We start from the raw sequence: 18020 nt of genomic DNA, 5'->3' as shown, positions 1-18020 counted from the left end.
TTTCTGGTGAGCCGCGTCAATCAAGCGCAGCGATCATGATCTGGTCCTGTTCCAGCCATACCTGCACGGCCTTGCCGCGCAGGTTGTCGGGAATATCGTCCAGTACCTTGTAACGTCCTGCAATGGCGACCAGTTCAGCGTGGAAGTCGCGGCAGAAGATCCGCGCGCCCTCATTGCCTTGTGCGCCTGCCAGAGCACGGCCCCGCAGCGTACCGTAGATGTGGATGCTGCCGTCGGCGATCACCTCGGCGCCGGCGCCCACTGTTGCAAGTACGGTCAGGTCGCAGTTCTCGGCGTAGAGCTGCTGGCCGGAGCGGACGGTCGCGCGCTGCATGCGCCCGGGCTGCGGAGCAGCTGCCGAAGGGGGTGCCGGTGTGGCCTTGGATTTGGGTTCTGCCGCACGCGGTGGCGCGGGGGCAGGTGCCGGTTCACCCGGTGCCGGTTCGTACTGGGCGCGGAACTTGGCCAGAAGCGGCAAGCCCAGCTGTTCAGACAAACGTTCGGTTTCCTGCGTGCCGTAGGCCAATGCCACTGGCAGCACGCCGGCCTGGCGCAGGCCTGCGAGCAGTTCCTGGGCAGTTGCCAGGTCGGGGAGCTGGCTCAGCCCGCCGAAGTCCAGGATCACCGCCGCGCGCCCGAACAGCTTCGGTGCGCGGGACACGCGCTCGTGCATTTCCTGGACCAATCGCGCCACATCAAGGGTGCGGATACGCAGGTTGGCAATGCCGACCTGCCCGATTTTCAGCTCACCAGCTTGTTCGTAATCCAAATTCACTGCCATCTCAGGTTCCCGTCGGCCGTTGTTGCAGCGGCCGACGTGTATTGCCTACCCAGGGAACGTCGGGAAGGTTGTCGCCGTAGGTTTCCTTCACCCATTCATAGCTGCACAGTTCCTTGAGCAGCATGCTGGCACGTACATCCACCGATGGCATGGTGTTCTGGCCGACTTCGCGGAAGCCGAAGCTGCCATGGAACAGCAGCGCGGCATCGGCACCGTGGTCCAGGAACACCTCGCAGGCCATCTGCGGATAACGCAGCTCGGCGTAACTCTGGGCATCGGCGTAGAACGCACGTCCGACACCACCACCCCGGCGGCGGCTGGCCACCACGATGCGGTCGATATAGAAAAAGCTGGGGTAGCGCTGCTGGAACCAGGCGAAGTTGCAGCTGTCGTGGGGGCTGTGGCTGCCGTATCCCACCAGGAACCCGGCCATGTTGCCGTCACGTTCGGCGACCCGGAAATACTCTGCGGTCTCGTAGAAGCGCCGGACTTTTGCGGCGTCGAGCGGCAGGATGGCAAGGCCCGCGTTGTTGTTCAGTGCCAGGACGGAATCGAGCTCATGCTCGCGCACGTCGCGGATGACAATCGACATTGTGACTCCGTGGGGTAAAGCGGTGGACCCTGAGGCTTTGCGGGCGATTATCGCATGGGGGGGCGAGGTGGGCGAGCACCGGCCATACCCGGCGGATGCATGACTTCCGTGGGAGGGCGCAAAGCGCCTGCGGTCCTTACCATGGGCCCATGTTGGGACATCTCAGTCACACCCGCGTTCTCCGCCTGGCCGGCCTGTTCACCTGGGCCCTGGTCAGCCTGCCGTTGGTCTATACGCAGTACGCCCCCGAAGAGGGCATGATCCAGCCCGGCGCGGGTGAGGCCACCTGGCTGTTCGCCGCGTACCTGGCGTTTGGCGGTTGCTACTTCTGGTTGACCCGGGGGCTGAGCGCGGCCGGGCACACCGGCTGGTATGACCGCCTGGCCCTGCTGGTGCTGACGATTTCGGCGCTGGCGGTGAGTTACATCTCCGGCACCGGCCTGGGCAGCATCCTGATGATGGTGGCGGCCGGGGTGATCCCGTGGCTGCTGAGCAAGCGGGTCGGGGTGATCTGGCTGGTGGTGAGCCAGCTGGCGGTGCTCCCGGTCTACAGCCTGATCATGGGCCTGCCGCTGTTTGAGGCGCTGCTGCAGTCGCTGCTGTACGGCGGCTTCTCGATGTTCGTGTTCGTCACCAGTCTGGTCGCGCGCCAGCAGACCCAGGCCCGCGAAGAGCAGCGTCGGCTCAATGCCGAGTTGCGCGCAACGCGCCTGCTGCTGGCTGAAAGTGCCCGCGTCAACGAGCGCACCCGCATCTCCCGCGAACTGCATGACCTGCTGGGCCACCACCTGACCGCGCTGAGTCTGAATCTGGAAGTGGCCGGGCATATCACCGAAGGCCAGGCCCAGGAGCATGTGCGCCAGGCCCATACGCTGGCCAAGCTGCTGCTCACCGACGTGCGCGAAGCGGTCAGTCAGCTGCGTGAAAGTGGTGCCATCGACCTGGCTGCCGCGTTGCGGCCCCTGACCGAGCGGGTGCCGTCGCTGGACATCCACCTGCAGGTGGACGAGCCGCTCAATGTGGATGACCCTGAGCGGGCCCACGTCCTGCTGCGCTGCACCCAGGAAATCATCACCAACGCGGTGCGCCATGCCGGCGCCCGCAATCTGTGGATCCGGGTCGAGAAAGAGGGCGACAACATCGTCATCGATGCGCGTGATGACGGCATCGGCGGCGAAGTGGATGAGATCCTGCCGGGAAATGGCCTGCGTGGCATGCGTGAGCGGCTTGCCGAGTACGGTGGCGGCTTTGATGTATCGGCGCGTCGGGGCGAGGGCTTCCGCCTTCGCGCCAGACTGCCGGTGGTAACCAATATGATGTTGGCCTCAGGGCCCCAAGGAGTGAGTTGATGATCCGTGTCTGCCTGGTCGACGACCAAACTCTGGTACGGCAGGGCATCCGCTCCTTGCTGGCGCTGGATGACAGCATTGAAGTGGTGGCCGAAGCGACCGACGGCCGCCATGCGGTCGAGGTGATTCCCGTCGTCAAGCCGGATGTCGTGCTGATGGACATGCGCATGCCGATGATGTCCGGCCTTGAAGCGTTGCAGACCCTGAGCCGTCTGGGGCAGCTGCCGCCTTCGATCATCCTGACCACCTTCGACGACGACCAGCTGGTGCTGGCCGGGTTGAAGGCGGGTGCCAAGGGCTACCTGCTCAAGGACGTGACGCTGGAGCAGCTGGTGGGGGCGATCCGTACCGTGGCCGGCGGCGGCTCGCTGGTGCAGCCAGCGGTGACCCAGCGGCTGTTGTCGGGCCTGGAGCACATGCGCAACGAGTTCGTCAGCCTGGACCGGCCCGACCCGCTGACTGACCGGGAGACCGAGATCCTGCGGCTGATGGCCAGCGGCTTCTCCAACAAGGAGATCGCCAATTCACTGGGCGTGGCCGAGGGCACGATCAAGAATCACGTCTCCAACATTCTTTCCAAGCTTGGCGTGCGCGACCGTACCCGGGCCGTGCTCAAGGCCTTCGAGCTGCAGCTGGTCTGAGCCGAAAGAAGGGCCGCCACGGCCGGCGCTTGGCCGTCGGCGGTGCGGGGGCCTACTCCGTTCCGGCCGGTGCGCATGCATGTCACCGGCCTTCAGCGGAGCCGGATTTTGCCGATGTTGGCTTCCACTGGCACATGGCGACGGCTCGTCTGTAAAAAAACATGCATAAATGCTGGTGCTCGCCTGCGAACTGAGGCGAAAATGGACAGCAGGGGCCGCCCTACGGCCCGTGCTATCGCTTGAAGGCGCGTATCGTTGGGAATGGATGCGTTACCTTGCGCCCGAGCGATGGGATGCCGTGATCGGGCAAGGAAACCGGTACGCCATTTGTAATCAACAACGTGCGAAAAGCCTGCTAGGATGGGGGCTTCGCTTCAATCAACCCGGCCGTGGGATCGGCCACGGAGACTCTTGAATGACCCGTATTATCGAGTTCCTGATTGCCTTGGGGATCGTGGCTGGCCTGTTCGTCATCATTGGCGTGTGCTTGCCGGGCGAGCGCCATATTTCTGAAAGCATCGAAACCAACCGCAAGATGACGATCGTGTTTGACACGGTCAACAGCCTGCGCCGCTTCAAGGACTGGAACCCGCTGGTACTGCGCGATAAGGGCGTGGAACTGAAGTTCAGCGGTCCGGACGCCGGCAAGGGCGCCCGCATGGATTACAGCTCCAAGGACAGCACGCTGGGCCAGGGCAGCTGGGAGATCACCGAAAGCGAGAAGAACAAGCGCGTTGTGATCGCCATCGATGACCAGACCCGTGGTCACGACAAGGTCACCGCCTTCACCCTCGAGCCGACCGGCAAGAACGACCGCAACGTCAAGATCACGCAGGAATACAGCGTCAAGTACGGCTTCGACCTGTTCGGTCGCTATGCCGGCCTGTATGTGAGCCGCCACATTGGTGACGACGTCAAGCTGGGCCTGTCGCGTATGGCCAACATGCTGGCTTCGGTGCCGAACGTGGATTACCGCGCTTCCGATGCCCCGCTGACCGACCTGAAGGTTGTGGACGTGCCGGCGGAAGATCTGCTGGTGGTCAACGCCGGCAACATCGACCGCAACAACGACACCATCCGTCAGTCCATCGAGGACAACCAGGAATGGATCAAGCGCACGATGGAAGCCAATGGTCTTGAAGCCGCCGGTCCGGTGCGCATCGTGACCACCGACTTCGGTGCCGAGAAGTACGCCTTCGACGTGGTGCAGCCGGTGCGCAAGCGCAGTGGTGCTGCTCCGGCCACCGACAAGAAGGACGGCGAAGCTGACAAGGCTGCTGCCGCTCCGGTCGCCGTGGCTGCTGCTGATGGCCAGTTGAACGTGAAGGTTCCGGCGGGCAACCCGGTCAAGTACGTGCATGCAGATGCTCGTCGTGCCGCCTTTGCTTCCTACACCGGCCACATGGCAGGTCTGGATATCGCTCGTAACGCACTGCGTGCCTGGGCAACCACCACCGGTAACGAAGTGATCGATCGTCCGTACGAGTCCTGGAAGGGTGGCGTGGCCAAGGGCTTCACCACGGAAGGCAGCTACGACATCTACTGGGCAGTGAAGTAATCACCCGGTTGTTGACGATGAGTTGATTGTCAGAAAACGCGCCGCTTCCTGCGGCGCGTTTTTTTTATGGCCATCGAAACTGGCCATCGGATGATGGGAGTACGACATGTTTCTGCAGGAGCGACGTAAAAATAAGCCTTCCTTCCTGGCGTTTTGCGGTGGGCTGCTGGCGGCAGTGGCGGTGGGACTTTCGGCCTATGCCTCGCATGGCGTGACCGAGCCCTTGGCACAGTCGCATCTGAACACTGCAGCGTTGTATGCGTTCGGGCATGGTGTGGCGCTGGCGGCGCTGGGAGCAAGGTCACAGCATCCGCTCGGGCGCATCGCCCTGTGCGTCCTGTTGCTGGGTACGCTGTTGTTCTCCGGGAGCCTGGCTGGCAACGTGCTGATGAAGTGGCCCACCACTCTGGCGCCGTTCGGCGGCATGACCTTGATGGGTGGCTGGGTGCTGTTGGCTTTCAGTGCACTGAAGCGCTGACGCCATGCCCCGCTACGCGCGCGGCTTCGATATCGAGCAGGCGCTGGATTACCTGCAGCGGAAGGATCGCCGGCTGGCGACCTGGATCCGCCGGCTTGGTCCGCTGCCAGCGCCCGAGGGCTGGCGCAGATCGTTTGATCCGGTGGATGCCTTGGCGCGCGCCATTCTGTTCCAGCAGCTCAGCGGCAAGGCGGCCTCGACCATCGTCGGGCGAGTGGAAGCGGCGATCGGTAGCAGGCGTCTGCACGCCGACACGCTTGGCCTGATCGATGACACGGCGTTGCGAGCTTGCGGTGTTTCCGGAAACAAGGCTTTGGCACTGCGCGATCTGGCCCGTCGTGAGGCGGCCGGTGAGCTGCCGTCATTGCGCCAGATGTCGGTGATGGACCACGAGGACATCATCAACGCGCTGGTGCCGGTGCGTGGCATCGGCCGCTGGACGGTGGAGATGATGCTGATGTTCCGCCTGGGCCGGCCGGACATCCTGCCCGTCGATGACCTGGGCATCCGCAAAGGCGCACAACGCGTGGATGGCGCCGAGGTGATGCTGACACCCAAGGCATTGGCAGAGCGCGGCGAGCGTTGGGGGCCGTACCGCACCTATGCCAGTCTGTATCTCTGGCGCATCGCGGATTTCACTGCGGACCCCAAACTCAAAACCAATCGCTCACAGGACTGAGCGCGTTGGTGGTTTCGATCAAAGCCGATGGCTGCGGAATACCGCCAGCGTACCGTTGACCAGAACCAACAGCAGCGCCAACGGAACCAGCAGGGCATAGGCCGGTAGTGGCGAGAACAGCCATACGACGAGCAGGGCATGCAGTTCGGCATACACCAGCAACAGGCACGCGCAGATACGACTGCGACGATATGTGCCGTAAGCCAGTGCGAAGTACGGCAGGCTGTTGCCCAGCATGAGCCAGAGCGTCGCGTTCTGCGCGACTGCCTCTGCCCGCCATGCCCACGTCGTCATCACCAGTTGGATGATGCCGAGCAGTGCGCCCATGGCCGCCATCAATACGATGGCTTTTGCCAATGGCCCGCTTGGCGCGACGTCGATACTGGTGATGCTGCTGCGATAAGGGCTGTCGTCCATGACGCTTTATTCCGGTGATATCAATGAGGCGGTGCTGCTTCAGGAGACGCCTTGATCCGGACCGCTGCGGTTGAATGCGGGGTTGTCTGCGAGTGACTGCCGCGGTGCGGGAGGATTGCGCTGCCAGTCACGCAGGAAGCGGTGGTAGCGGTAGGTCGCGGTCATCGCGCGGAAGTAGAAGATCGCGAATACCAGGCCAAGAATCAGACCCGTCGGGAGACCGGTATCGAGCATGATGAGGATCTTCGACAGTACGAAGTACACGAACATGAGGGTCGCTGCGGTCCGGCTGCGCTTGTAGATGCCGAAGGCAAGCGCTGCGATCAATACGACGTCGATGAAATCCCAAACGCTGAAAAGCGACTGGCGTCCGCTGGCAGCAGAAGTCATCGACATTACGGTGAGGGTCAGCGTCAGTGCGCATGACACACAGGCGGCGATCCATCCGCTGCGGATGGGCGAGGTGATGTTCTCTGGGACATCACGTTCGAACAGCGTATGCGGCTGAATCACCGGTGCAGCGGAGCTCTGGTAGGGATTGCGTCCGTCCATGGATGTTCTCTCCTTGATGTTCGAGTGCGGGTGGTTTCAGGTCGGGTAAGGCGGCAGTGATGCTGCACGCAGCTGTGTCAGCTGATGCCAATCCAGCACCAATGCCATGGCTCGTAAACGATGCCGTATGGGTTGCCGCGCGGGTAGCTCATGTGGAAGCCATAGTCGCCGGCATGCTGCTGCAGCCAGGTGAAGGCTTCGGTGTGTTCGAAGGATTCTTCGGCGGGCGGCTCGCCGGGTGCGCTGATATCCAGCGCGTTGCCGCCGTGGTGTTCGCTGAAGCCTGGTGCAGCGTTGACGGTGAGAATCTCGCTCACGCTCAAACCGCGCGCGAGTTTGCGTTCAAAAATGCCGAGTTGATAGTCGTGACTGCGGTAGCCGGAAATCGCGTCCATCGCGATGCCGCTGGCGGCAGCGGCATCGCGCATGCGCTGCCAGCTGCGGGCTGCGGGGCGGGTCAGCCACAACGGGCGGCGATAGCGGTCGAACCCTGCAAGCACCAGGTGGGCCGGCTCGGGAATCAGCCACAGGCCGGTTTGCGCTGCGTAGTCAGCGCTGTCCAGGCCCAGGTGGTCGAGGCAGTGCTGCAGGTGATGCAGTGGCAGTTCACCCTGCGGCGGCGGTATACGGGCGGGCTGCGACAAGTGTGCATCGAGCACCGACAGTGCGTGTTCGATGCCGGGTGCTTCCGGTAGGCGGGTGATCAACGGCATCAGGCCGCGTGGCAGTTGCGCGGCGAGATAGCGACCATCGCACTTGCGCCGCAGTACATGACTGGCTTGCGCGAGCAGGCGTGCGTTGTGATTGCTGCGCGCGCGCAGCAGGCCGCCCGGCCAGATTTCGATGTCCGGTGTGTTGAGCAGGAGCTGGGGATCGTTGCGCATAAGCGCAGCTTAGGCCGGTGCGCTGCTATCGGCCAGTCGCTTGAGTTCATCCAGCAGCGCGCGCGGTTGTTCGGGGCTGACCAGCACACTGTCGCCATCGCGCAGCGGGATCACCAGTACGCGACTGTCATCGGTGATCAGGCAGAAGCCTTTGCCGCCGTCCTTCATGTGGAAATTGCCCGCGCGGAAACCGGGAAACTGGAAGCCGTTGGATTTCATGCCCGGCTTGAAGTCCGGGTTTTCGGCGAAGCTGACGATGCGAGCGCGCTCCAGCCGCATCGAACTCAGCGGTACCCGTCGGGTATAGAGCGTGCCGGCTATGGTCAGTTGCCGCGACTCCAGGTGCAGTTCACGACGACGGTAGGCCAGGGTCAATGCGGCACCGACCAGCGGCAGTACCAGCCAGCCGCCCCATGAGCTGAAAGAAGCATCGAATGGCGGCTTGCCGGCGAACAGCTTGATCATCGGATCGATGGCGAGCACCAGCAGCATGGGGGCCCACAGCCAGAGCAGCAGTGAGCTGGTCGGTGCGGCGACCTTGAACGGTTCCGATGCTGTTGAGGCGTTGCGATGGCTCATGGCTGTGCCTTGATCCACTGGGCGATGTCGTTGATCAGCGCTGCATCCACATGGCCCGGCCGTGCATATTCCTCCAGCGAGCCCTTGCCTTCACCGGAGATGCCGAGGTGATTGAGCGCCGGATAATGCTGGAAGCGGTAACGTTCGCCTTTCAGCCCGTTGTTCCATCGTTGCCAATCGGCATCGACCACCTGGAAGTCCCGGCCACCCTGCAACAGCAGCACCGGCAGCTTGCTGTCGCGTGCATCGGCGATGGGATCAACCTGTTCCAGCTGCTGCCAGAAGCGGCCCGGGATATCCATCAGGCGTGCATCCGGATTGCCGCGTACCGCTGCGATGGCTGCATCCAGCGCCGTGAGGTGCGCTTGTTCGTCAGCGCTGATCGTGCCGTCCAGACCGACCATATAGCGGTTCTGTTCTGCCAGCAGATCGAGGATGGGGCGTGCTGGCGCGGCAAGCAGGACCAGGCCAGCCAGCTTGCCATCGGCGGCCTTGGCAATACGGCCTGCGAGCAATCCGCCCTGGCTGTGACCCAGCAGGAAGATGTGGCGGGGATCGATGCTGTTGGTAGTTGCCAGTGCGCTTACGGCGGCGACCGCATCGTCGGTCGTTTCGTCATCGATGCTGAAAGTGGCTTTGAAATCCTGCGGACGCGCGTGGCTGCGCTTTTCGTAACGCAGCACTGCGATGCCCTGTGCGGCCAGCCCACGCGCGATGTCCAGAAATGGACGGTTGGGACCGATGGTTTCATCGCGGTCCTGTGGACCGGAGCCATGCACCAGTACGATGGCGGGGAAGGGGCCGCTACCTTTCGGCAGTGTCAGCGTGCCGGGCAGTGGCGCGGTGGAGGTGCCGCTGGGCGGTACGTTGAATTCCTGTTCGATGAAGCTGGCATCAGCCGCCGGCGGTGGCGGTGGTGCGGCGGCCACAGGCTGTACCAGGAAGCCGGCAATCTTGTCGTCCTTGTCCAGCGCGATGCGCGCCTGCAGGGCGCCATTGGCGTAGTGCAGGGGGATGACGACAATGCGGAAGCCGTCGGCTTCGCTGGTCCGTGCATCGCCGCGTGGGCCTGCCGCGCCCATCTGCGCCGGCAACGACTCCCAGACGGCTTTCAGTTTTTCGGCCGGAACCGCGGCCTTCATCTGCGCCGAGAACATCGCTTCGGCCTCTGCGTACCGGCCGGCGTCGAGTTGATCAAGCAGGTGTGTAGCCGTCGTGGTGGGCTCGGCCGCAACCACGCCGCCGGAGACGGCGAGGATGATGCATGTAATCCATGCAGCCAGCATCTTCATTACTGTTCCTTCTTGAACACGAGTGTCGGCGAGGAGATGGTCGGCGTGGCATGGACCACGTTCACCAGCTCCCAACCCAGCTTGCCCTGTTTGTCCAGTTCTTCCTGCAGGCTTTCCTTTTTGAAGCTGCCCATCAGACCGGTCTTCACTTCGACGACGAGGTACTTCCACTGCTTGCTCATGGTTCTTCCTTGCTTGAATCAGGGGCGGGTTTGGGGAGACGACCAGCCTTGCGCAGGGCGTCGCGGATCACGTACTCGATCTGCGCGTTGAGGCTGCGCAGTTCGTCGTCGGCCCAGCGCTGGGTCGCTGCCAGTACGTCAGCGTTGATGCGCAGCGGATAGGCCTTCTTCTCGCTCACTTTCTGGGCGCCCCGTTGTTGCTGTCACGGCGCAGGTGCAGCACCAGTGACACACCCAGTGCGTTGACCGCGACGACCAGCGCGACGACCACACCGTAGGCGATGTTGCGGTTGTCGCCGGCCAGGTACACACCGATGGCGCCGATGAACAGGCACAGCGCGATCAGTGCCCAGCGCAGGCCCAGCCCGCGCGCGTGCGCGGTGCCGGGGCGGCCGCTCCATACAGCGAAACACAGCGCGGGGATGCCGGTTGCGGCGATGATCAGGGGGGCGAAGACATTCACTACGATTACCTCACTACGTTGTTCAGTACAGCGAGCCGGCATTGACGACCGGCTGGGTGCCGCGATCGGAGCACAGTACGGTGAGCAGGTTGCTGACCATCTGCGCCTTGCGCTCTTCGTCCAGGGTGACGACGGCGTTCTTCTGCAGTTCCAGCAGCGCCATTTCGACCATGCCCACCGCGCCGGCAACGATCTGCGTGCGTGCGGCGATCACCGCGCTGGCCTGCTGGCGCTGCAGCATGGCCTGGGCGATTTCCGGTGCGTAGGCGAGGTGGCTGATGCGGGCATCGATCACCTGCACGCCGGCGTCGGCGAGGCGTTCGGCCAATTCGTCTTTCAGGTGCTGGGAGATCTCCGCCGCATGACTGCGCAGCGCCAACTGGCCTTCGGTGTGCTGGTCGTACGGATAGCTGGTGGCCATCGCACGCAGCGCCGACTCGGACTGGATATGCACGAAGCTCTCGTAGTCGTCCACGTTGTAGACCGCTTCGGAGGCATCCACCACCTGCCAGACGATGACGGCGGCGATCTCGATCGGCGAGCCGTCCAGTTCGTTGACCTTGAGCTTGCCGCTCTCGAAGTTGCGTACGCGCTGGCTGACGGTGCGCTTGCTGAAGAACGGGTTGTTCCAGCGCAGGCCGTTGTCCTTGACCGTACCCACGTACTTGCCGAACAGACTGAGCACGGCCACCTGGTTGGGTTGAACCATGTACAGGCCAGCGCTGAGGAAGATGCCCACGCTGATCAGCACGACGCCGGCCAGGACCAGCATCCCGCCGCCGCCAGTGCCATTCTTGGTGACGACAACCGCGCCAATGATGGCGGCGGTGCCGACCAGCATCATCAAGATGGTGCCGAGCATGGTGGGAATGCCGGACATCGAACCGAGGGATTTCTCTTTCATGGGGCGTCTTCCGTGGTGGTTGGGTGGAAAGATATCAAATTGATATCAGTATGCAAGTGCTCTGCGGATCGGGTGGTTGAGAAGGGGGGAGGGGGTAGCCAGGCGGCATGGCCGAAGCCAGAACCCTGTCGGTGGCGCTGCAGGAGGTGAGCTCCGGCACAGTCATGGAGGCAGCGGGTTTTCGCTGGCTTGCCTAGAATGTGCGTCCTTCTTCATGTCTGCCCGGAACTGCCTGATGATCACCCTCGGTACCCCGTTGTCCCCGTCCGCCACCCGCGTCCTGCTGCTTGGCTCGGGCGAACTGGGCAAGGAAGTGGCCATCGAGCTGCAGCGTTTTGGTGTGGAAGTGATTGCCGCCGACCGTTATGCCAACGCGCCGGCGATGCAGGTCGCCCACCGCAGCCACGTGCTCGACATGCTCGACCCCGCCGCGCTGAAGGCGCTGATCGAACAGGAGAACCCGCACCTGGTGGTGCCCGAGATCGAGGCCATCCACACCGAGACGCTGGTGCAACTGGAGGCCGAACAGGGCCTGCGGGTGATCCCGACTGCGCGTGCTGCACGCCTGACCATGGACCGCGAGGGCATTCGCCGCCTGGCCGCCGAGACGTTGGGCCTGCCGACCTCGCCGTACCGTTTCGTCGATACCGAGGCCGAGTACCGCGAAGCGGTTGCTGCCATCGGCCTGCCGTGCGTGGTCAAGCCGGTGATGTCGTCTTCCGGCAAGGGCCAGAGCACGTTGCGCAGCGGTGCCGATATCGGCCCTGCATGGGAGTACGCACAGACCGGCGGTCGTGCCGGTGCCGGCCGTTGCATCGTCGAAGGCTTCATCGACTTTGACTACGAAATCACCCTGTTGACCGTGCGCCACGCCGGCGGCACGGCGTTCTGCGATCCGGTTGGCCATCTGCAGAAGGACGGTGATTACCGTGAAAGCTGGCAGCCGCAGGCGATGTCGGCCAAGGCACTGGACGGTGCGCAGCAGATTGCACGCGCCATCACCGATGACCTCGGTGGCTGGGGCTTGTTCGGCGTGGAGCTGTTCGTGAAGGGCGACGAGGTATGGTTCAGCGAAGTGTCGCCGCGCCCGCACGACACCGGTCTGGTGACGCTGGTGTCGCAGGAGCTGAGCGAATTCGCACTGCATGCGCGCGCGATCCTTGGCCTGCCGATTCCGACCATCCGCCACAACGGTGCATCGGCGTCGTGCGCGATGCTGGCGCAGGGCACTGGTGTGCCGTTCTTCAGCAACGTGGCCGAAGCGCTGCTGCACCCGGATTCGGCGCTGCGCTTGTTCGGCAAGCCGATGGTGCAGGGCCAGCGGCGCGTCGGCGTCACCCTCGCACGCGCGGAGAATGTGGATCAGGCACGCGCGATCGCGCGGGATGCGGCAGCAGCGATCGGGATTGACCTGCGCTGAGCCGGTTCCAGTCGCGTGGATGGCGCAGCTTTTGACATCGCGCAAAAAAACGCCGGCTTTCGCCGGCGTTTTCCATCTGGACGGAACGTAGCGCTCAGCGAACGTCCACCCACACCAGGTGGTGGTCGCTGCCATCGGCGATCTTGGCTTCCGGGCTTTCGTTGGCGGGCCAGAACACGCCGCTGCCGATGTAGCTCAAGCCAGTGGATGGCAGTACATAGTCCAGGCGCATCGTGCCCGAGCGTGGGCCGAAGTCACCGGTGGCGTGCTGCGGTGCGCCGCGTCGCGTGATGCCCTTCTCGGCATAGGCCAGCCCGGCTTCCTCGGCGCCCTTGCTGGTTGGCGTGGGGTAACGCAGTACGCGCGGGTGTTCGAGCAGTTCGAGGATGGCGTCGTGGCGCCCATCGCCGTCAACCGGATCATTGTTGAGGTCACCAACGATCACGAAGCGCGCATCGGCGGCCAGGCCACCGCAACGGCCCTGGTCGTCACACAGCCAGGGCTTGTCGCCGCCGTCCAGGTAGTCCTTCCACAACCGTAGTTCGTCGTGGTTGCGCGCGGCGTTGCGCTTCTCCTTGCCATCGAACACGGGCGGCGTCGGATGCGAGGCAAGCACGTGCACGGTGCCCAGTGGCGTGTTCACCGGTACATCCCAGTGCGATTTGGATGACAGTCGCAGCTGCGACCACACCGCATCCGGCCAGAACGGCTTACCGGTGCTGGGATCGACCGGGCGCAGTGCGCCGGGCAGGGTGCTCCACCTCAACAGCTGGAAGCTGCGTACCGCTTTCTCATCGATGGGGAATCGGGACAACACCAGCATGCCGTACTGGCCCGGGTGCAAGCCGTAGCCCCAGGCGTCGTTGCCGCGTTCGCGGCCCTTGCCGCCGACGGTGCCGTTGTTGTCCAGGTCCAGGCCGCTCGGCACGCCGGTGTTGACCGGGGCCAGATAGCGGTAGGCGTAGTGCAGCGGCTCGCCGCCACCGGGTTGGGCGACTTCCAGATAGCGCTGCTGGAACAGGTCGGCGGCGCGATGGGCGTCGTCGAAGTCAAACTCGTTGAGCAGGACCAGGTCAGGACGGGTCTGCTGCAGCACGGCTGCGATCTTGCGGGCGTGGGCGCTGTCGCCCTGCAGTTCGCGGATCAGGCCGCCAGCATCATCGGAGTACAGCGATGTGTTGTAGGTGGCCAGTCGCAGCTGAGTGGTGGAGGGCGTGTTGTCGGCAGCAGTCGTGGTGGTACAGGCGGCCAGCAACAGGGTCATCGGGAGCAGGAGGGTTGGGATGCGCATGCGCGCATTTTCTCATGCCTGCATGACGAAGGTGAGAAACAACAACGCCCCGCAGGGCGGGGCGTTGAGGTGGTGCGGGAGGCACGTATCAGAACGTGCAGCCCATAGCGCCGAAGCTGGTCTTGGCCTGCTCCATGGCGGTCTTGCACTGAGCGGCCAGCGCGGTCTTGTCGGCGATGCCGTTCCAGGCGGACTTCGACTGCTCGATGCCCTGCTTCATCATGTCGCGTTGGGCTTCCGGCACCTTGTCGCTGATGCAGGCGTACACCTTTTCCAGGTACTGGTCGCACTCGGCAACGCCGGTACCGGCCTGCACGGTGTCGGTGCTCGGGGCCGGGGTCACTTCTGCAGCCTGCGTGGCCGCAGCGGTGTCGGCAGCGGGGGTTTCTGCCTTCTTGCAGGCGGCCAGCGACAGGAGGGTGATTGCAGCAATCGTCAGAACTTTGATCTTCACGTGAGATTCCAGATTGTTTGAGGGTACTTCCCTGTGCCATCGCGACGTGCGTGATGACGCCGCGAGTCTGGGGGACTCGCCCCTCAGAGCGCAAGTGACCCACTGGCGGGGTCAGCCAGCAGCCAGCGCCGTCCGTCGTAGTATTCCAGCGGCTGGAAGCGGCGCTTGTAGTCCATCTTGCGATGGCCGTGGATCCAGTAGCCCAGATACAGGTGCGTCAGGCCGACGCGCTGCGCCCAGGCAATCTGCTGCAGGATGCCGAACGTCCCCAGTCCGCGCTTTTCTTCGTCTGGATCGAAGAAGGTGTAGACGGCTGACAGGCCCAGCTCTGTGACATCGGTGACGGCCACTGCCAACAGGCGACCGCCTTGCGCCGCTGGCATGCGGATTTCCATGAAGCGCCCATGCGACCAGCTGCCGATCAGGAACTGGTCGAACTCATGCGTGCCGTGTTCGTCCATGCCGCCTTTGGCATGGCGGTGCTGCAGGTAGCGCTGGTATAGCGCGAACTGCTCGTCGGTACGCTCGGCCGGCAGGATGCGACATTCCAGGTCGGCATTGCTTGCCAGGCAACGGCGTTGGCTGCGGTCGGGCGCAAATCTGTCCACCGGGATGCGCACCGGCACGCAGGCGCGGCAGCCTTGGCAATGCGGGCGGTACACCAGGTCGCCGGAGCGGCGGAAGCCCCAGCTCAATGCCATTGGATACAGACGGGCCAGGCGCTCGTCCTGTGGATCGAGCACAAGGTCGCGCGCCTGTCGGTCGGGCCAGTAGCCGCAGGGGTGTTCGCCGGTCTGGAACAGGCGTAGTTCGTGGTCGGGGTCGCGGTGTAAAGCCATGACCAGAGCATAGCCGTGGTGGGTCTCAAAACATGCGCCTGTCTGCGTGATGAATACGACAGGCCACGCCGTCAACCGCCACGCTTGCCGGGCGTTGACCGTAGTGAGGACGCAATGCTGCGTCCGTTCTTCCACCACGGAGCCGCACAATGACCCGACGTAAACCTCTTCTCCTGCTGGCCATGCTGCTGGCGACCTCGGCGACCGGTCTGGCGATTGCCGCCGCACCCACCGGCTCCAAGCCGGCCCCGGTACGCATGGATAGCAATGGTGACGGTGTGATTGACCGTCAGGAAGCGGCCACACACCCGCGTCTGGCACAGCGTTTTGACGAACTGGACAAAAACAAGGACGGCAAGCTGGCAAGCGATGAAATGCCGGCACCGCGTCACGGCATGCGCCACGATCGCCATCACGGTGGCATGCGCGGCGGCCGTGAGGGTGGCTTCATGCTGCGTGGCATGGATGCGGACAACGACGGGCGTATCAGCGCCGCCGAGTACCGCGCTCAGTTCGATCGTCTGGACGTGAACAAGGACGGCTACATCGATCGCGCGGACCGCCAGGCGCGCGCCGAGCAGCGTCGTGCCGAGTGGTTTGCCAAGGCCGATACCGACAAGGACGGCAAGTTGAGCCAGACCGAGCTGGAAGCTGCCCGTGGCAAGGACGGCCCGCGCGGTTCGCACGGCCCGCGTACGCCGATGGTGCCGCTGACTCCGGCAGCGAAGTAACTCCCCGGAGAGGCGCCGAACGACAACAGCCCCGCTGCATGCAGCGGGGCTGTTTTGTGTTTGCATTTGCAGAGATTGAGTAGCGGTCGGTTGTTCTTTGAGCTTTCCTGATGCGCTATGGGAGCGACGTGGTCTGCTGATTGCTGTCGTGCTACGAGAGCGATCCTGCGGTTACCTGACCAGCATCGTGTAAAGCACCATTGCCACGGTGAATACAGTGGCGGTGACCATCGCGGCGCGCCCGAACATGCTGCGGTAAATCCAGCTGGGGCCGTTGCGACCGTACCGCGCGGCGTCGCGCGCCAGCATCGGTGCCATCACGCGCGGCAGGGTGACCAGGTACAGGTAGTTCAACGCGATCATGCCGATGGCCATCACGCTCAGCCCGGTTGCCACGCTCAGCTTCAACGCCACCACGCCAAACATGGAGCTGCAGAACAACACGGTGGTCACATTGTGCAGACGCAGGAATTTGCGCACCTGTACCTGCTCAATGGATGTTTCCGCATAACGCAGCAGATAGAGGCTGGCGAACCACGCCGACAGCATGCCGATGCCGATGCCGCCGAAGATCAACCACAGGTCCAGCGGGTTGGGCATCAGCCCATTTGCGACGGCGCCCACTGCACCGCCTGCAGCGCCACCGCCGACGGTATTCGCGCCCATGCCACCGGCGCCGGCTTTCCCAGCGGCCATGCCGATGGCGATGGCGCTGGCCGTGCTGGGGGCAGCCAGCATCACCGCGGAACTGACCACCGCCGCAAAGGCAGTGCTGGGCGCGGTACTGCGGGCGAATTCGCCGAAGCGTTTGAGCATCTCCTCGCGCACGCAGGCGCGGGCGCGCGACAGCCGCTTGCGTACGGCAGCGTCACTGAGGCCGAGCAGGGTGGCCACCTGCTGCGAACTCTGACCTTCGCGGTAGAACAGCAGCAACGTCTCGCGGCTGTCCTCGGGCAGGGCGGAAATGATCTCCTCGGCGACCAGTTCTTCCTCGACCCGCACCATTGCATCGGCACCGTCGGGCGCCGGATCGGCGGCCATGCTGATTGCGATCTCCGCAGCCTCACCGCTGAGCGGTCGGTTGTGATTGGCGCGGAGCCAATCACGGGCCAGGTTGCGGGTGATCTGCCGCAGCCAAGGCAGGAAACTGGCGCTGTTGTTGAGCTGCGTGAGCTGTTGCCAGGCCTTGATGAAGGCTTCCTGGGCGATGTCTTCACTGGCCTGCACGTCGCGGGTGATGGCCAGGGCGATGGAGGTCACGGTGTTCTGGCAGGCCAGCACGATGCGCCCGTATGACCGGGTGCAGCCCTTGCGGGCGGCGGGCAGTTCGTCCTGCAGCATGGTTTCCAGCGTTACGCTCGTCATGGCCAGTTCCGGTGGGATATGCAGGACATGACGCGCGCGCGGGCCAGATGTGACCGGGCTTACTTCGTTGGGGCCGGCGGCGCGCTGGGTTCGATGCGCACGCGGACTTCTTCGGCCTGTTCCTGCGCCGGCGCCGGTTGCACCTGCTGCGGTGGCGTGGCGACGGGCGGGGTGGGCGTGCTGCGGTGACGCAGCATGATGACCAGGGCCACGCCGGCAATCACCACCAACAGGGCGATGCGGATGCGCCATGCCCAGCTGCGGCCACCGGTCTGCGCAGGCGCATCACGGAACGCGTATTCGGCGGTGGGGTGGTCGCGGCGGGTGGTGTCGAGCAGGCGGGCATCGCGCAGGATTTCGCGTGCGCGTGGCTGGTCATTGGCGTGTACCACCCAGACCGCAGGCTGGTTGCCGCCATCGCTCTTGTCCAGGTAACTGAACTGGCCACGACGCTTGCTCTGGTACGAACGGCCATTGGTGACGCGTACCTCGATACCGGCGTCGCGCAGCATCTGGGCAACGCCTTCGGCATTTTCGACGCGCTGGCTGCTGAAGATCTTGCGCATGGT

Annotated in this window: 23 protein-coding genes; 7 read left to right on the top strand and 16 right to left on the bottom strand. The window is 64.0% G+C overall.

Annotated elements, in window-relative coordinates; translation table 11 throughout:
* Positions 1–16: 16 nt before the first annotated feature.
* Complete coding sequence (gene minC, locus ABB26_RS12370) at positions 17–781, bottom strand: septum site-determining protein MinC (protein WP_057634582.1); 765 nt, start codon at positions 779–781, stop codon at positions 17–19.
* A gap of 1 nt (position 782) precedes the next feature.
* The gene (locus tag ABB26_RS12365) at positions 783–1373 is read right to left on the bottom strand and encodes a GNAT family N-acetyltransferase (protein ID WP_057634581.1); all 591 of its coding nucleotides are present in this window, start codon (positions 1371–1373) and stop codon (positions 783–785) included.
* 149 nt (positions 1374–1522) lie between these two features.
* Here ABB26_RS12365 and ABB26_RS12360 point away from each other — a divergent pair, with 149 nt between their 5' ends.
* The 5 genes from ABB26_RS12360 (at position 1523) to ABB26_RS12340 (ending at position 6078) form a co-directional block, all read left to right on the top strand.
* The gene (locus tag ABB26_RS12360; protein ID WP_057634578.1) at positions 1523–2722 is read left to right on the top strand and encodes a sensor histidine kinase; all 1200 of its coding nucleotides are present in this window, start codon (positions 1523–1525) and stop codon (positions 2720–2722) included.
* Entirely contained in the window at positions 2722–3363 is a 642-nt protein-coding gene (locus ABB26_RS12355) for a response regulator (RefSeq protein ID WP_057634576.1), read from the top strand. Before ABB26_RS12360 ends, ABB26_RS12355 begins: the two co-directional genes overlap by 1 nt.
* 415 nt (positions 3364–3778) lie before the next feature.
* Entirely contained in the window at positions 3779–4921 is a 1143-nt protein-coding gene (locus ABB26_RS12350; RefSeq protein ID WP_057634574.1) for a polyketide cyclase, read from the top strand.
* A gap of 106 nt (positions 4922–5027) precedes the next feature.
* A complete protein-coding gene (locus ABB26_RS12345) occupies positions 5028–5399 on the top strand; it encodes a DUF423 domain-containing protein (RefSeq protein ID WP_057634573.1) in 372 nt (123 codons plus the stop codon).
* A 4-nt stretch (positions 5400–5403) separates the two neighbouring features.
* Positions 5404–6078 (top strand): DNA-3-methyladenine glycosylase family protein, encoded by a 675-nt coding sequence (locus ABB26_RS12340; protein ID WP_057634570.1) that lies wholly within the window; start codon positions 5404–5406, stop codon positions 6076–6078.
* Positions 6079–6096: 18 nt separating this feature from the next.
* Here the strand turns inward: ABB26_RS12340 and ABB26_RS12335 are convergent, their stop codons facing one another.
* The 9 genes from ABB26_RS12335 to ABB26_RS12295 all read right to left on the bottom strand — a co-directional run bounded on the left by ABB26_RS12335 (position 6097) and on the right by ABB26_RS12295 (position 11351).
* Entirely contained in the window at positions 6097–6495 is a 399-nt protein-coding gene (locus tag ABB26_RS12335) for a hypothetical protein (RefSeq protein ID WP_057634567.1), read from the bottom strand.
* Between the two features lie 39 nt (positions 6496–6534).
* On the bottom strand, positions 6535–7047 hold the full coding sequence (locus ABB26_RS12330; RefSeq protein WP_057634566.1) for a hypothetical protein: 513 nt from the start codon (positions 7045–7047) through the stop codon (positions 6535–6537).
* 77 nt (positions 7048–7124) lie between these two features.
* Positions 7125–7931 carry a M15 family metallopeptidase gene (locus tag ABB26_RS12325; protein ID WP_057634565.1) on the bottom strand — a complete coding sequence of 269 codons (807 nt, stop codon included), beginning with the start codon at positions 7929–7931 and terminating at the stop codon, positions 7125–7127.
* Positions 7932–7940: 9 nt separating this feature from the next.
* Positions 7941–8510, bottom strand: a complete 570-nt coding sequence (locus ABB26_RS12320) for a PH domain-containing protein (protein ID WP_057634563.1) — start codon at positions 8508–8510, stop codon at positions 7941–7943.
* Complete coding sequence (locus ABB26_RS12315) at positions 8507–9802, bottom strand: alpha/beta hydrolase (RefSeq protein ID WP_057634561.1); 1296 nt, start codon at positions 9800–9802, stop codon at positions 8507–8509. Before ABB26_RS12315 ends, ABB26_RS12320 begins: the two co-directional genes overlap by 4 nt.
* The gene (locus ABB26_RS12310) at positions 9802–9984 is read right to left on the bottom strand and encodes a DUF4177 domain-containing protein (protein WP_057634559.1); all 183 of its coding nucleotides are present in this window, start codon (positions 9982–9984) and stop codon (positions 9802–9804) included. The genes ABB26_RS12315 and ABB26_RS12310 overlap by 1 nt, the downstream gene beginning before the upstream one ends.
* Positions 9981–10163, bottom strand: a complete 183-nt coding sequence (locus tag ABB26_RS12305) for a type II toxin-antitoxin system antitoxin (RefSeq protein WP_057634556.1) — start codon at positions 10161–10163, stop codon at positions 9981–9983. Before ABB26_RS12305 ends, ABB26_RS12310 begins: the two co-directional genes overlap by 4 nt.
* Positions 10160–10447 (bottom strand): hypothetical protein, encoded by a 288-nt coding sequence (locus tag ABB26_RS12300; protein WP_057634554.1) that lies wholly within the window; start codon positions 10445–10447, stop codon positions 10160–10162. Before ABB26_RS12300 ends, ABB26_RS12305 begins: the two co-directional genes overlap by 4 nt.
* Positions 10448–10469: 22 nt before the next feature.
* Positions 10470–11351: an SPFH domain-containing protein gene (locus ABB26_RS12295; RefSeq protein ID WP_057634552.1), complete on the bottom strand. Its 882-nt coding sequence runs from the start codon at positions 11349–11351 to the stop codon at positions 10470–10472.
* Positions 11352–11586: 235 nt separating this feature from the next.
* On the opposite strand from ABB26_RS12295, the gene purT reads away from it, so the two are divergent.
* Positions 11587–12771, top strand: coding sequence for a formate-dependent phosphoribosylglycinamide formyltransferase (gene purT / locus ABB26_RS12290; RefSeq protein ID WP_057634550.1), 1185 nt, complete (start codon positions 11587–11589; stop codon positions 12769–12771).
* A 94-nt stretch (positions 12772–12865) separates the two neighbouring features.
* Here the strand turns inward: purT and ABB26_RS12285 are convergent, their stop codons facing one another.
* The 3 genes from ABB26_RS12285 to ABB26_RS12275 all read right to left on the bottom strand — a co-directional run bounded on the left by ABB26_RS12285 (position 12866) and on the right by ABB26_RS12275 (position 15355).
* A complete protein-coding gene (locus ABB26_RS12285; protein ID WP_057634548.1) occupies positions 12866–14062 on the bottom strand; it encodes an endonuclease/exonuclease/phosphatase family protein in 1197 nt (398 codons plus the stop codon).
* A gap of 88 nt (positions 14063–14150) precedes the next feature.
* Positions 14151–14516 (bottom strand): hypothetical protein, encoded by a 366-nt coding sequence (locus ABB26_RS19300; RefSeq protein ID WP_057634545.1) that lies wholly within the window; start codon positions 14514–14516, stop codon positions 14151–14153.
* Positions 14517–14599: 83 nt separating this feature from the next.
* On the bottom strand, positions 14600–15355 hold the full coding sequence (locus tag ABB26_RS12275) for an arginyltransferase (protein ID WP_057634543.1): 756 nt from the start codon (positions 15353–15355) through the stop codon (positions 14600–14602).
* A gap of 149 nt (positions 15356–15504) precedes the next feature.
* On the opposite strand from ABB26_RS12275, the gene ABB26_RS12270 reads away from it, so the two are divergent.
* The gene (locus ABB26_RS12270; RefSeq protein ID WP_057634541.1) at positions 15505–16086 is read left to right on the top strand and encodes an EF-hand domain-containing protein; all 582 of its coding nucleotides are present in this window, start codon (positions 15505–15507) and stop codon (positions 16084–16086) included.
* A 171-nt stretch (positions 16087–16257) separates the two neighbouring features.
* On the opposite strand, the gene ABB26_RS12265 is transcribed toward ABB26_RS12270, so the two are convergent.
* Together ABB26_RS12265 and ABB26_RS12260 are read right to left on the bottom strand one after the other, a co-directional pair.
* Positions 16258–17451 (bottom strand): RNA polymerase sigma factor, encoded by a 1194-nt coding sequence (locus ABB26_RS12265; RefSeq protein ID WP_057634539.1) that lies wholly within the window; start codon positions 17449–17451, stop codon positions 16258–16260.
* Between the two features lie 59 nt (positions 17452–17510).
* A complete protein-coding gene (locus ABB26_RS12260) occupies positions 17511–18017 on the bottom strand; it encodes a putative signal transducing protein (protein ID WP_057634537.1) in 507 nt (168 codons plus the stop codon).
* Positions 18018–18020 lie beyond the last annotated feature (3 nt).

This window comes from Stenotrophomonas humi, assembly GCF_001431415.1.
Taxonomy (GTDB): Bacteria; Pseudomonadota; Gammaproteobacteria; order Xanthomonadales; family Xanthomonadaceae; genus Stenotrophomonas; species Stenotrophomonas humi.
This window is presented reverse-complemented; position numbering and strand designations above follow the sequence as displayed.